9 protein-coding genes and 2 tRNA genes are annotated in these 12,405 nt (G+C 72.3%); 4 read left to right on the forward strand and 7 right to left on the reverse strand.

Features of this window, described 5'->3' with window-relative positions:
- The first annotated feature begins 366 nt into the window (after positions 1–366).
- The gene (locus ACN27G_RS31975) at positions 367–1,890 is read left to right on the forward strand and encodes a peptide deformylase (protein ID WP_421496385.1); all 1,524 of its coding nucleotides are present in this window, start codon (positions 367–369) and stop codon (positions 1,888–1,890) included.
- A 183-nt stretch (positions 1,891–2,073) separates the two neighbouring features.
- Here ACN27G_RS31975 and ACN27G_RS31980 read toward each other — a convergent pair whose 3' ends face one another.
- Complete coding sequence (locus ACN27G_RS31980; RefSeq protein WP_421496386.1) at positions 2,074–3,189, reverse strand: globin domain-containing protein; 1,116 nt, start codon at positions 3,187–3,189, stop codon at positions 2,074–2,076.
- 211 nt (positions 3,190–3,400) lie between these two features.
- Between ACN27G_RS31980 and ACN27G_RS31985 the strand changes: the two genes are divergently transcribed.
- Positions 3,401–4,225, forward strand: coding sequence for a CPBP family intramembrane glutamic endopeptidase (locus ACN27G_RS31985; protein ID WP_421496387.1), 825 nt, complete (start codon positions 3,401–3,403; stop codon positions 4,223–4,225).
- Here the strand turns inward: ACN27G_RS31985 and ACN27G_RS31990 are convergent.
- Positions 4,186–5,718, reverse strand: coding sequence for a hypothetical protein (locus ACN27G_RS31990; protein ID WP_421496388.1), 1,533 nt, complete (start codon positions 5,716–5,718; stop codon positions 4,186–4,188). The genes ACN27G_RS31985 and ACN27G_RS31990 overlap by 40 nt on opposite strands.
- Before the next feature lie 356 nt (positions 5,719–6,074).
- Between ACN27G_RS31990 and ACN27G_RS31995 the strand changes: the two genes are divergently transcribed.
- Positions 6,075–6,165, forward strand: a tRNA-Ser gene (locus ACN27G_RS31995).
- A 34-nt stretch (positions 6,166–6,199) separates the two neighbouring features.
- Positions 6,200–6,275, forward strand: a tRNA-Arg gene (locus ACN27G_RS32000).
- A gap of 598 nt (positions 6,276–6,873) precedes the next feature.
- Here the strand turns inward: ACN27G_RS32000 and ACN27G_RS32005 are convergent.
- The 5 genes from ACN27G_RS32005 to ACN27G_RS32025 are packed head-to-tail and all read right to left on the reverse strand — an operon-like array spanning position 6,874 to position 12,265.
- Entirely contained in the window at positions 6,874–8,088 is a 1,215-nt protein-coding gene (locus ACN27G_RS32005) for a glycosyltransferase (RefSeq protein ID WP_421496389.1), read from the reverse strand.
- The gene (locus ACN27G_RS32010; protein WP_421496390.1) at positions 8,085–8,399 is read right to left on the reverse strand and encodes an acyl carrier protein; all 315 of its coding nucleotides are present in this window, start codon (positions 8,397–8,399) and stop codon (positions 8,085–8,087) included. The genes ACN27G_RS32005 and ACN27G_RS32010 overlap by 4 nt, the downstream gene beginning before the upstream one ends.
- A complete protein-coding gene (locus tag ACN27G_RS32015) occupies positions 8,392–9,330 on the reverse strand; it encodes a 4'-phosphopantetheinyl transferase family protein (protein WP_421496391.1) in 939 nt (312 codons plus the stop codon). Before ACN27G_RS32015 ends, ACN27G_RS32010 begins: the two co-directional genes overlap by 8 nt.
- 8 nt (positions 9,331–9,338) lie before the next feature.
- Positions 9,339–10,553, reverse strand: coding sequence for an acyl-CoA dehydrogenase family protein (locus tag ACN27G_RS32020; protein WP_421496392.1), 1,215 nt, complete (start codon positions 10,551–10,553; stop codon positions 9,339–9,341).
- 2 nt (positions 10,554–10,555) lie between these two features.
- Positions 10,556–12,265: a class I adenylate-forming enzyme family protein gene (locus ACN27G_RS32025; protein WP_421496393.1), complete on the reverse strand. Its 1,710-nt coding sequence runs from the start codon at positions 12,263–12,265 to the stop codon at positions 10,556–10,558.
- Between the last annotated feature and the right edge of the window lie 140 nt (positions 12,266–12,405).

A 12,405-nucleotide genomic window follows, 5' to 3' on the forward strand; every position in this document is an offset into this window, starting at 1 on the left:
CGCGGCCGGCGCAACCGGACTGGTCTGCCTTGTTGTCACCAGGATCAACCCCCCACGTCTGACGACCGATCGTTACCTTAGCCTACTAAGGCAAGGCTAACCAGAGTTGGGTGCCCGTGCGGGATGTTCCCCGGATGTTTCTCTCGAAACGCAAGGGAACCGGCGTCGCGGACGGCACATCGGGCGACGCGACCGGCAGGATGGAGTTCGTCGTCGCCGCCTCGTGGCCGCGACCCGGATGCGGAGACGAAGGGCAGGATGATCGGCAGTTGAGGCCGGAATGTCAAGCCATTGTCGTTAACGCGCCAGTTCTGCCAGACTGGCCGGCTCGGCCGGGAGACTGAGATTCCCGGCCAGAGGAACCTGATGACCACGCCTATCGAGCGGGCTGCCGACTCGTTCGCGGCCGAGCTTTCCCGCCGGCGGGTCGAGCGGGGCATGACCAAGAAACAGCTCGCGGCCCGGATGGGCTTCGACCCGTCGTACGTCAGCCATGTCGAGGGTCGCCGGCACCGGCCGACCGAGGACTTCGCCCGCCGTGCGGAGGCCGTGCTCGGCGCCGCCGGAGCGATCTGGCAGCGTTTCCAGGAGTACGACGAACTCCGGCAGGCCCGGTCGAGCGCGGTCGCGCACCGCGATCCACCCGTACCCGAGCAGTGGATGCCGCCCGGCACGGGTCTGATCGTGGAGCAGGAGACAGCCACGCTGGCGTACGAGGACGGTGCGTACCGCTGCGTGATCCGCCGGGCCCTCTACAACGCCGGCACCGAACCGGTGACCCGCTACCTGGTCCGGATCGCCGTCGATCGCTATCCCAACGACCCGGCCCGGTCCAACCGGCACCACCGGGAAAATCCGCTCACCTTCGCCGAACTGGACCTCCAGGCATTCTGCGACGACCAGGGCAGCCGCGAGCCGATGGAGTGGCGCAAGAAGCACGACCGGGACGCGTTCAAGGAGGTCTGGCTGCTCTTCGAGAACAGCGACGGGCGGTTCCCGCTGTATCCGGGAGAGCGGGTCACCACCGAATACTCCTACCGGGTCAACCAGGACAAGTGGGGCCAGTGGTTCCAGCGGGCCGTCCGGCTCCCCACCCGCCGGCTCGTGCTCCGGCTCGACCTGCCGCTCGACCTGGACCCGCAGGTCTGGGGCGTCGAGACCTCGCTGTCGGCGGAGGAGGGGCCGCTGCGTACGCCACTGGTCCGGCGCGACGAGGACGGCCGGACGCTCTTCGAATGGTCGACCGACGATCCGCCGTTGAACGCCCGGTACCGCCTGGAGTGGCGCTACCGTGCCCGGCCGGCGGTCTCCGTTGCCGCGCCGGCACAGGCGGAGGGCCGGGCCAGCGACCGGATGCGCGCCGCCGGCATCGTGCAGCTCGGCGCGGATCTGCTCCGCCAGCCCGCCCGGCACTTCGACCTGCCCCGGGACGACGCCAACGCCCGGGACGTGGTGGCCCGGCTCCGGGCCGCGCTGGAACGCCTCGACGAACTGCACCCGTTCAGCAAGGGCGTCGGCCTCGCCGCCCCACAGATCGGGCTGCCCTGGGCCGCCGCCGTGGTACGCCCGCCGGACCGCGACGCCGAGCCCGTCGTACTCCTCAACCCCCGGGTGGTCGACGCCTCCATCGAGACCGACGAGCAGTACGAGGGCTGCCTCTCGTTGTTCGACCTGCGCGGCCTGGTCGCCCGGCCGCTGCGGCTCGACATCGAGCACGCCCGCTGGGACGGCGGGCGGGTGATCACCTCGTTCGAGCTCGCCATGGCCCGGCTCGTCGCCCACGAGATCGACCACCTGGAGGGCCGGCTCTACGTCGACCGGATGGACCCGGACGTCCCGCTGGTGCCGATCGAGGAATACCGGGACACGGGCAACCCCTGGCGCTACTGACCCTCCGCCGCCGGTCCCCGTAACCCCTCTCCGCCGCCCTCTGGACAGCACTCCCGCCCCCGGTCCGCTCTCTGAGACGGGGGGCCGGGTCTCCGTGCCCTGCACGGCGAGGGCACGGAGACCCGGCCTGGGGGAGAGGAAGGATCCTCGGGTGGAAAGGGAGTGCTATCGGGGCGGAAGGGTCTAGAGATCGCCGAAGGCGTCGTACCGGATGTGCTGCGGGGGCACGTCGTCGGCCGCGAGCGTGCGTAGTGCGGACCGGACCAGTGCCGCCGATCCGGAGATGTAGCAGTCGTGGGCGCGCCACGGGCCGTACCGGGCAAAGACGTCCGTGATCTCACCGCGTTCCCCGGGATAGTCCGGATCCGCGCTACAGGCGGGGACTATCGACAGCCAGGGGTGCTCGGCGGCGAGCTTGCAGAGTTCGGCCAGCCCGTACAGGTCGTCGCGGCGCTCCGCGCCGACGAAGACGTGCATCCACCGGGTGCGGTTGTATCCGGCCAACTCCTCGGCGAGCGCCTTGATCGGAGCGAGCCCGACGCCGCCGGCCACGCAGAGCACGTCCCGGGTGGAGTCCCGGTCCAGGGTCATCGCCCCCATCGGAGCGGCCACCCGGAGCAGGTCGCCGACCTTGACCCGGCGGACCAGGGCACTGGAAACCCAGCCGGCACCGACCGCCCGGACGTGGAACTCCAGAGCGTTGTCCTCGCGCGGGGCGTTGGCGATCGAGTACGTCCGCCAGAGCCGGGGCCGGTAGCGCGGCACCTCGACACTGACGTACTGGCCGGCCCGGTACGGCAGGTGGTACTGGAGGGGACGGCAGGTCAGTACGGCGACGTCGGTGCCCCGGCGCTCGTGGCCGACGACCTCCGCGTGCCAGAACGGCGGGTTCGGGTCGTCGGCCGCGCCCGCCTGCATGCGCTCGGCGATCATCTGGTACGCATCGCGCCACGCCTGGTCGTGCTCGACGCTCCACCGTTCGCCGGCAACCTCCCTCAGGGCGGCCAGCAGCGCGGTCCCCATCGTGTCGTAGTGGGCCGGCTCGACATGATACTTGCGGTGGTCGCGGCCGAGTGAACGGAGATATTCGTCGAAGTTCTCCGGATCGTCGATGGTTTGGACTGCGGTCACGATGGACTCCAGCAGGCGGTCCCGCTGGGCGTCCATCTGGATCGGAAAGAGCGTGCGCAGGGCGGGATCGGACAGGAAAATCCGGGCGTAGAAATATCCCGCGACCACGTCTCGCCGATCTTCGACGAGGGTCCAGCTCTCCTTCAACAGCTGCGCGAGATTGTCCATGGCACCTTCCCGGTCGAGGCCACTGCGCGGATAAGAATGAATACCGTGAGTCAGTTTTCGTCGCACAGACTGTGCGATCGACGGCTCACGGGTCCGTATCCGGTGACCCGGCCCGGGTGGGGCTCGATTCCCTCTCGTCGCGGATTGCCAATTGGAGGCGTACCGGCACCGGACGCTCCCGGCCGGCCGCCGGATCGGGCACAGTTGTCGGGTGACGGTTGATCTCGCCCGCCCGCGCTCCCGCCGCGTGCTCGGCACCGAGGTGCTCCTCGTCCTCGGGGTGTCCCTCGGCCAGTCCGCGGTCTACTCGGCGGTGACGATCATCGCCCGGCTCACCGCCGACCGGCCGCTGAGTCAGCAGACGGCGACGCTCAACGCCTCCCAGTCACCCCGCCCCTGGCTCGATCTCACCTACCAGCTTCTCGGGATCGGCTTCGCCCTCGTCCCGGTGCTGCTCGCCGTACACCTGTTGAACCGCGACCGCCCCGTGGACCGGGACGGGCTGCTCGCCCGGGACGCGCTGCCGGAGCCGGGACGCGGCGGCGCCCGGGAGGCGCTCGGCCTCGACGGACGGCGGCCCGGCCAGGACCTGGCCTGGGGCGCCGCGCTGGCCGCCGCGATCGGGCTACCCGGCCTCGGACTCTTCTGGATCGCCGCACACCTCGGCGTCAACGCCACGGTGGTGCCGGCGGGGCTGCCGGACCTGTGGTGGGCGGTGCCGGTACTCGTCCTCTCGGCCACGCAGAACGCGATCCTCGAAGAGGTCGTCGTGGTGGGCTATCTGATGACCCGGCTACGGGAGCTGGGGTGGCGGGTCGGCGCGGTGATCGCGACCAGTGCGCTGCTGCGCGGCTCCTACCACCTCTACCAGGGCTTCGGCGCGTTCGTCGGCAACGCGGTCATGGGAGTGGTGTTCGGGCTCTTCTTCCTGCGCTCCAGGCGGGTGCTGCCGCTGGTGGTGGCGCACACCCTGCTCGACGTGGTCGCCTTCGTCGGCTATGCGCTGCTCCCTCGGGACTGGTTCGACTGGTTGTAGCCGGCCCTGGCCGTGGTCGCGGTGGACGGCAGCTGCCGCGATGCCGCACGGTAGTAGGCGGTGGCCCGGCCGGCGAGTGCTTCCGTGCCGATGGCGCTCAGTACGGCGACGGCCAATGGCACCGCTCCGGGGAGTCGCCGCACGGCGAGTCGTAGCGCCAGGCGGTTGACAGCGCGGGCGACGATCGGCGCGCCAAGCCGCCGGCCCGCCTCCGCCAGCCCGCCCGCCTCCGCGTTGCGCCCGTTCTCCGTGTTGTGGCCGTTCTCCGTCTCCGTGTTGTGCTCCGTCTCCGCGTTGCGGCCGTTCTCGGCAGGCTGAGTCGCCTCCGCGTCGCGGACTCCGGCGAGGTCGTTGCCGTGCTGCCCTGCGAGGCGACCACCGGACACGTCGTCCGGCGTCCCGGACGCCGGTTGGTCGGCGTGCCCGGCGACGGCGACCTCGGCGGCCGAGAGCGCGGCGCGGGCACGACGCATGTCCGGGTGGAAGCGGGTCAGCACCAGCAACTCGGCGGCCCGGTCCGGGTGGGTCGGATCATGATCGTGTGCGGCCGCCAGACGCAGCACCAGGCCGGCCTGCGTCCAGGTGACAGCGGCCAACTCGACGAGCGGGGCGAGCAGCCCCGTCGCGGTCGACAGGGCACCGCCGGCGGCGGCGAACCGGACGAAGCGCCGCGTGGCCAGGCGCGCCAGGCCGTCGGAGGTGGCGCCGGGATACGCGGCCCGGACCTGCCCCACCCATGCCGCAGCCACCGGGCCGAGCCCGCGTACCGCCGCCAGCGCGAGCAGCTCGGGTGCGTAGCCTGGGTGATCGATGACGTGCCGGGCCGTCGATGGTTGCGCTTCCCATCCGGCGGTACGCCCCAACGCTGCCCGTTCCGCCACCGTGGTGATCCCGTTGGCCGTACCAACCGGTTCCTGCGCGGCGGCCTCGGCGGCGACATCGGCCGACCTGGCCGCGGCCGGCCCGGTGGCCTCCTCGGCCGTGACCTCCCTGGCTACCGCCTTCTTGGCTCCGGTGGTCTTCTGAACGGTGCTCTTCCTGGCCGCGGTCTTCTTGGCGGGAGCCTTCTTGGCGGGAGCCTTCTGGGCGGTGGTCTTCTTTGCTGTGCTGGTCTTCTTGGCCGCCCTGGCGCCGGCCTTGACAACGCCGGTCGACTTTCGGGTGGTCTTCGCCAGCGCGGTCTCGGTCGTCGCCGTCCCGCCATCATCGCCGGGGGCGGGCGTCTCGGCGGTTGGCCCGTCCGCGTTCACCTCGCCGCTGTTCACCTCGTCGCTCGCCGTGGCCGAACTCGTCGGCGGCGCTGCCTCCTCCGGTCCGGAATCGGCCTCAGGCCGGGGCGGTGCCGCCGCGATCGGCGAATCGCCGGGCTGCGTCGTCGGTGCCGGCTGCGTGCCGGCGTCCGGCTGCTCGACGGACCGGGGCGGTGGCTCCGGTCGCGTCGCGGGGGAGAGCGGTGGCAACGACTCGGGCTCGGCAGGCGGCTGGAAGAGCACCGTCGGAGGTACCTTCCGACCTCGGGGCCGCGGCGGCACGCGAGGCTGGTCGGGCGTCTCCAGTCCTGACTCCGGGGCGGAGGCGAAGGCCGCCGTGGCCGAGCCGGACCTGCGCGTCGGCTTCGGCTTCGGCTCCGGGCGGCGGCGTGGCGGCTCGCTGGGCGACTGCTCCTCCATATCATGTGAGCCTAGTCTCGGGAGCGCATCGGCACCGGACAGGAACTGGCGGGTGCTGGCCGGGGCTGACCGGGGTGTGGCGGGCGCAGCCAACAGGGCCACGAGCCGGCCGGGAAGTCGTTTTGCCCCGCCGGGCCGGCGCCCTGTATCCTCGACCAACGTGGTCTGGTGGACCACCAGGAGACTTCGCCTAGTCTGGTCTATGGCGCCGCACTGCTAATGCGGTTGGGGTCTTAAAGCCCCTCCCGGGTTCGAATCCCGGAGTCTCCGCGCTGAGGTTGGTGTGTAGACTGGCCCGGCAGTTGCGCCCGTAGCTCAACGGATAGAGCATCTGACTACGGATCAGAAGGTTAGGGGTTCGAATCCCTTCGGGCGCGCCACCTGAGCAGGCAATATAGCCAACAGACTATATTGCCTGCTTTCGTATGGGGCACGTGTGGGTCACGGTTGTGACCCACGTTTGCGCAGCTCAGGGGCGCTTTTTCCCGCTCGAGCGACCTCTCGACGGCCGAGCACCCTCGGAGCACCCACGGTCCCGTGAACCGGGACGCCAAGAAGGCATTGCGCTTGTTTCCGCAGGTAGCGGCCCTACCCTAGGGCGCGCCGGCAACACCGCTGCGGCCCGGCACATCTGATTACCCGTCAAATGCTCCACTCAAGATCGACAGTCGAAGTCGATACGCATCAGCCTGCTGGCGGCCCAGTCGTCTGGGTGGGTCGGCCTGACGGTGCCCGGGGGCGGCCGGTAGGTACGGGCGGCGACGGGGATCCTCGCGTTGCCCCGGATGCCACTCGTATCGATCCCTGTGGTGATCTCCGCCGAGCCGGGCTGCCAGTCACCGATCATGGCGCGTTCGTGGTGGATGCCGGTCTCGCACCGAAGAGTCGCCGTCGAATCTCGGTCCCGGGTTACCGGCGTGGCTCGCGGCGGTCGCCCCTGGAGGACCAGCATGACACCGCCACACCCCTCACCGGTCCCTAATGGACGTTCGGGGACCGGGCCAGGGCTACGAGATGCCGCGCGGCGGCCGGCGCGCCACCCGCGCGGCGGAAGGAATCCCGGATTCGCCCGGCCGCCGCACGGTAGCCCGGCTCTTCCAACAGGGCGGTGACCGCGGCACCCAGCCGCCGCGCGGTGACCCGGCCGAACGGCACGCGAATGCCCGCACCGGCCGCCACCACCTGCTGGGCGATCACCGGCTGGTCGTACCGGATCGGCGCGACGACCAGCGGTACGCCGTGCGCCAGCGCCTCCATCACCGTGCCCAGGCCACCATGGCACACCAGGGCGTCCAGCCTCGGCATGAGTTCCAGCATCGGCACCCGGGGCGCGAACAGCGGCCCGGCGCGTCCGAGATCGGCCGGCGCCGCCGCCGGGCCGGCGTCGGTCGATCTGTCGGGCGCGATGCCGGGCACCGTGGCCGGATCGGTGTTCAGCACGGCCTGCACGGTCCCGGCCAGCGGCTCGAACGCCCGGGCCACCCTCGGGTAGAAGTTTCGCGACAGGTCGGCGGCGAGCGTCCCGGTGGTGACCAGCACCCGCCGCCGGTCGGGCGCGAGCCGGTGCCACGGAAAGTCCGGCACGGGCGGGCGCTCGGCGAACGCCGGCCCCACCAGGGCGACCGTCCCCGGCAGCGGAGCAGGTCCGACGAGCGCCGCAGTGGTGAAGGCGACCACGAGGTACGGCGAGAAGCGCAGGTCGTGTTCGGGCTCGCCGGGCAGGTCGGCGTGCCGCCAGAGCCCGGCCAGGTGCCCCTGGATCCAGGCGTCCACCCGGGGCAGCGCCCGGTACGGCTGGGTCAGCTCCATCAGGGTGGCGGCCAGGGTCGCCCATGGCAGGCGGTGACGGTGCGCCACCAGAGCGCCGGCGAGCGTGTGCTGGTCGACGACGAGCACGTCCGGGTGCCACGACCGCACCGCCCGGTCCACCGCAGGCAGGATCGCCCGCGCGTACGGCACGACGAAGCCCTGCCAGAGTGACCGCAGCGCCCGCAGCCCGCGGTCCCGCTGGCCCCGGTAGGGGCGCAGGCCGGTCGGGAAGACCGTCGCCGCCTCGCCCACCCGGGGCCGCAGGTGGGACTCGGGCCCGGTCCACGCCACCTCGTGACCGAGCCCGGTCAGCACCCGGGCGACCGGCACGGCCGGATTCAGGTGCCCGGCCAGCGGCGGCATGACGAACAGGAACCGGCTCACGACCGGCTCAGATCCGGGAAGTCACCGGCCCGGCACCGCGCGACGTACGCGGCCAGGTCACCCACGGTCAGCTCGACCAGCTGGTCGAGGTCGAGCCCGGTCAGGTAGGCATCGAGCTCCACCGTCGGCCCGTACCGGTCCCGTAGCGCCGTGCCGAGCGCCGCCACCTCGATGCTCTCCAACTCCAGGTCGTCGTGGAGCGACGTGGCTGCGGTGATGCCCGCCGCCCAGCCGGTCCCCTCCTCACCGACCGCCGCGGCGATCAGCCCGGCGAGTTCGGCGACCGCAGGCGGATCGGAGTGCTCAGTCATCAGGGTTCCACCATCGCACCGTGGTCGCGAACGGGTCGGCGCCGAGCAGCGCGACGGCCGCCCGATAGCCGGGCGGCACCAGGAGGTCCCGTACCCGGAAGCGGCCGGACCCGGTGCCGTCTGATCCCCCCGCGCGGTCCGGCTTCCCCGGGCCGTCCGGCCACTCCGGGCCGCCCGGTGCTGCCGGGCCGTCCGGCCCCTCCGGGCCGCCCGGCCTCCCTGCGCGGTCCGGTCTCCTCGCGGGCTCCACTTCTCCCACCAGCAATTCGGCCGGCTCGCGGCCGGCCTCGTCGTCGGGCCGGTGCACCGGCAGTCGCAGGCCGTCGGCGAGCCGCCCTCCGGCAGCCTTGACGCACGCCTCCTTGCGGGCCCAGAGCCGGGTGAAGCGATCGGACCGCTCGGCCGGATCGTCCGCCCCGGTCACGAACCGCACCTCCACCGGCGGAAAGTAGCGCAGCGACATCGCCACCGGGTCCAGCCGGGGCAGCAACCGCTGCACGTCCACTCCGACCGGGCGGCCCCGGCTCACCGCCACGACGGCGAGGTCACCCGAGTGGGAGAGGTTGACCTCCAACCCGGCCGTGGCGTCGGCCAGGGCCGGCTTGCCGTAGCGTCCGTGGCTCCACCGGATCCGTTGCGGGGCGGTGTCCAGACACCGGCCGACGATGATCCGTACCGCGCCGTGCGAGACCGTGAAGCGTCGCCGCCCGGCCGGCTCCAGCCGGTCGGCGCGGGCCCGCTCGTCGGCGTCGAGCAGCGCCGCCAGCTCGGCGACGGCGGCGGTCTCGGCTTCGAGGCCGGCTGAACCCGCAGCCCCAGCTTCAATCCCGGCTTCAGCCGCAGTCCCAGCTTCAATCCCGGCTTCAGCCGCAGTCCCAGCCGCAGCTGCGACCGCGCCCGGTGGACCGGTCCGCACCAGCCAGACCTGCACGGCGCGCACTACAGACCCAGGCCCTTCACGATGATCTCGTTCATCATCTCGCTGGTGCCGCCGCCGATCGACATTATCCGGGAGTCCCGGTAGTGCCGCTCCACCTCCGAGTCGCGCAGGTAGCCGGCGCCGCCGTGCAACTGGAGTGCCTCGTCCACGACGAAGGCGCAGGCCGAAGCGGCGGTGTTCTTGGCCATCGCCACGTCCGTCACCCGCTGGTCGCCACCGGCCACCCGGGCGGCGACCTGCCAGACGAAGGTGCGCGCCACCTGGGTGACCCGGGCCATCTCGGCGAGCCGGTGCCGGATCACCTGGCGGCCGGCCAGCGGCTCGCCGAAGGTGCTGCGGTGCCGGCACCAGTGGATCGTGAGGTCCAGACAGCGTTGGGCGGTGGCGCAGGCCTGCACGGCCATGGAGATGCGTTCGGTGGCGAAGTGCCGCATGAGCTGGGCCAGGCCGGTGCCGGGGGCGCCGACCAGGTTGCCGGCCGGCACCGGGACGTCCACGAAGGACAGCTCGGCGGTGTCGGAGCAGTGCCAGCCGAGCTTCTCCAGCTCCCGGCCGACGGTGAAGCCGGGGGCGTCGGCGTCGACGACAAGCAGCGAGACCCCGGCGCGCCCGCTGCCGCCGGTGCGGACCAGGGTGGTGACGAAGTCGGCCCGTACTCCGCTGGTGATGAAGATCTTGGTGCCGTTGACCACGAAGTGGTCGCCGTCGCGGCGGGCGGTGGTCCGCACCGCGGCGACGTCCGACCCACCGTCCGGTTCGGTGATGGCCAGCGAACCGATCTTCTCGCCGGCCAGGGTCGGCCGGACGTAGCCGTCGACCAGTCGCGGGTCGCGGGAGGTGATCATGTGTGGGACGGCGATGCTGTGCGTGAAGAGGGCGGCGAAGAGCCCGGAGGAGCCGCCCGCCAGGATGATCTCCTCCGCCACCGCGCAGTAGTCGAGGAAGTCGCCGCCCGACCCGCCGACCTCCTCCGGGAACCCGGCACCGAGCAGGCCCACCTTGGCGGTGGCGGCGTGCAGCGTACGCGGCACCCGGCCGGCGCGCTCCCACTCCGGCAGGTGCGGGGTGATCTCCCGCTGGGTGAAGCGCCGGGCCAGTTCGCGTAGCTGCCGGCGGTCCAGCGGCTCGTCCGACGGGCCGCCGGCGGGCGCGGCGACCCGGAGCCCGCGGTCGCGCGGCCCCGGGTCGCCCGACAGCGCGGGGGGACCGGCCATGGTCAGCCGGCCGTGGCCGGGGTGTGCGCCACCGGGGTCCGCCCCGCGGTGCCGGGGAGGTGGCCGCCGTGCAGGTGGCGCTGCCGCATGAGGAACTTGCGTACCTTGCCGGTCGGTCCGAGGATGATCTCGTCCTCGGGCACCACCACGACGTTGCGCAACGTGGCCGCGGCCGCCGGGCCGAGCGCCGCCCGGACGGCCTCGGTGCGGTCGGCCGCCGGGTCCGCGTCCGACTCCAGCATCAGCAGTACGTCGGTGACGGCCCGGTCGCCCTCCCGCCCGGCGACCACGGTGCAGTCCCGCAGCTCCGGGCAGGCGACCAGGATCCGTTCCTCGGTCATCGCGGTGTAGAGCCAGGCACCCCCGCCCAGGTCGACCGCGTCGGCCGCCCGGTCCAGGTGGTAGTGGTAGCCCTCGGCGTCCCGGTACATCAGGTCGCCGGTGAGGTAGTAGCCCCGCAGCCGGGTCCGGTAGGTGAGCACCGAGTCGTTCCAGTAGCCCAGCGCCAGGGTGGGGGACTTCAACCCGAGATGGCCCACCTCGCCGACCGGCACCTCCTCCCCGGTGGCCAGGTCGAGCAGGGCCACGTCGGCGAAGATGTGCGGCTTGCCCACGCAGCGACCGTACCGCTCGGTGTCCGGACCGTGGATGATCCGGAACGCCGAGTAGCCCATCTCGGAGGAGCCGATGCCGTCGATGAAGCGCGACCCGGGCTCCCGGACCCAGCCGCCCCGGGTGTAGGTGCGATGGCTTCCGGCCGCCACCAGCCGCCGGATGTGCGTCTCGTGGGCGCTGTCGCCGGTGTTGAACCAGTACTCCACCGAGCTCAGGTCGTGCTGGGACAGGTCGACGCGGGCCAGCTCGGCCCAGGTGACCGCGAAGCCGTACACGTTGGTGGGCCGCCAGTCCTCGATCGCCGCCACCACGACCGCCGCGCTCGACTCGAACGGGCCGCCCTGCCCGGAGCGACTGCCCTGCCCGGAGAGGAAGAGCAGCTCCGAGCCGCTGAGCAGGGCCTGGTGCAGGGTGAGGATGCCGGCGGTGTGCGCGGCCGGCAGCACCGACAGGATGCGCTCGCCCCGCGGCACCTTGAGCCCGGCCAGCCGCAGCTCCCGGGTGGCCGCGAAGAGGCTGGTGTGCGAGTGGACGACGGAGGCGGGCAGCCGGGTGGTGCCGGAGGTGTGGGTGATGACGATCGGATCCTCCGGGTGGAACCGGTAGTGCGTCGGGGCGCCGGCCGGATCGCCGGTGCCCGCCTCGGCGACGTCCGGCAGCAGGGGGGCGCCCAGCTCGGCGTCGCCGAGCAGCCGCCGATGGGCGGCGTCGGTGAGCACGTAGCTGGCGCGCAGCCGGCGGATGAACTCGACCGCGATCTCGCCGGGCATGCCGCCGTTCATCAGCGTGGGGATCGCGCCGAGCCAGTTCAGGGCGAGGAACGACAGCAGGCAGTCGGCCGAGGAGCTGACGTAGATCGCCACCGGGTCGCGCGGGCGGACGCCGTTGCGGTGCAACCAGCTCGCCCGGGCCGCCACGCGCTCGCGCAGCTCGCCCAGGCTGAGGCTCCGGTACGCGGGGTGGCCGTCGACGTCGACGTCGAAGGCGACGGCCGGGGTGGTGGGCGCGGCACCGTGGTGCAGCAGCCGGGCCAGGACGTTGCCCGCGCCGAGTTCGGAGTCGGCGAGCAGCGATGCACGAAGGTTGTCAGCGGTCACGGTCCGCTCCGTCCCTGGGACGCGCCGCAGCGGCACCGCCCGGGTGAAGATCCGGGCGGGGAAGGCTCCGGCAAAGATCGATGACCAACTATACTGTCGATCTGGTGCCGGTGGGGAGTCCGGCGCGGGTCGAACGGAGA

The organism is Plantactinospora sp. WMMB334 (assembly GCF_049179095.1).
GTDB lineage: Bacteria > Actinomycetota > Actinomycetes > Mycobacteriales > Micromonosporaceae > Plantactinospora.